Source organism: Paenibacillus sp. MZ04-78.2 (assembly GCF_024213375.1).
In the GTDB taxonomy this organism is placed as follows: Bacteria; Bacillota; Bacilli; order Paenibacillales; family NBRC-103111; genus Paenibacillus_G.
In genome coordinates, this window is the sequence record NZ_JANAVJ010000122.1 from 1 (window position 1) to 885 (window position 885).

The following is an 885-nucleotide window of genomic DNA, read 5'->3' on the forward strand; positions in this document are numbered from 1 at the left end:
CATAGCAAAGACTATCGGCCTGACCTCAAGCAGATTATGCTTGGGCTAGCTGTTTCGCCGGAGCGCATCCCCATACTGGCGAATGTGGAGAACGGGAACACCTCGGACAAAACTTGGAACTTCACGTTCATCCGGAAGCTGCGGCAAACGCTCGATCAAGAAGACTGGCAGCGGCTTCTCTATGTGGCCGACTCTGCGTTGATCACGAAGCGGAACCTAAAATACATGAAACGGCTCCACTTACGTTTCGTTTCCCGTTTACCCGACTTGTTCTCCGTCTGCGAGGAAGTCAAGCGAGCGGCTTGGGAATCCGGTGCATGGCAAGAGATCGGCAGGTTGAGCCAGGGCCCGTCCGCAGCGGAATACCGCATTCAATCGATGGAGCGCCGGATTGACGGCCGTTCATTTCGGCTGATCGTCGTGTATTCGAGCAACTTGGATGCACGTAAACAGCGGGCACTGGACAGTACGCTAAAGAAAGAAGAAGAACGGTTGACACGCCTCATTCGGAAGCTGGGAGAAACCGAATTCCACTGTGAATCGGATGCTAGGCAAGCGATTCAGAGATTCTATAGCGAACAGCGAAGCGCATGGTTTCAGTGGGAGTTTGGTGTCGAAGCGGTGACGCGGCCAGCCAAGCGAACCGGCCGAGGACGTCCGAAAAAGGAAGAGCCTTTGTCTATGGAAACCGTATATGTGCCGAAGCTTGAACAGTTTGTTCGAGACGAAGCCGCGGTGGAAGCGGAGAAGCGTCTGCTCAGCACCTTCGTCCTGATCAGCAATGCCGAAACATCGGGCTATTCGGACACAGACCTGCTTCGCGCGTACAAGGGACAGGATGCCGCCGAGACGCGCTTTCGTCTGTTGAAAGACCCGCAGCTCGTG

At 55.0% G+C, this 885-nt stretch carries 1 protein-coding gene; it reads left to right on the top strand.

What is annotated here, in order from left to right; all coding sequences use genetic code 11:
- Window positions 1–885, top strand: an 885-nt coding sequence (locus NLX71_RS26305) for an IS1634 family transposase (protein WP_254366764.1), incomplete at both ends; no start/stop codon positions are given.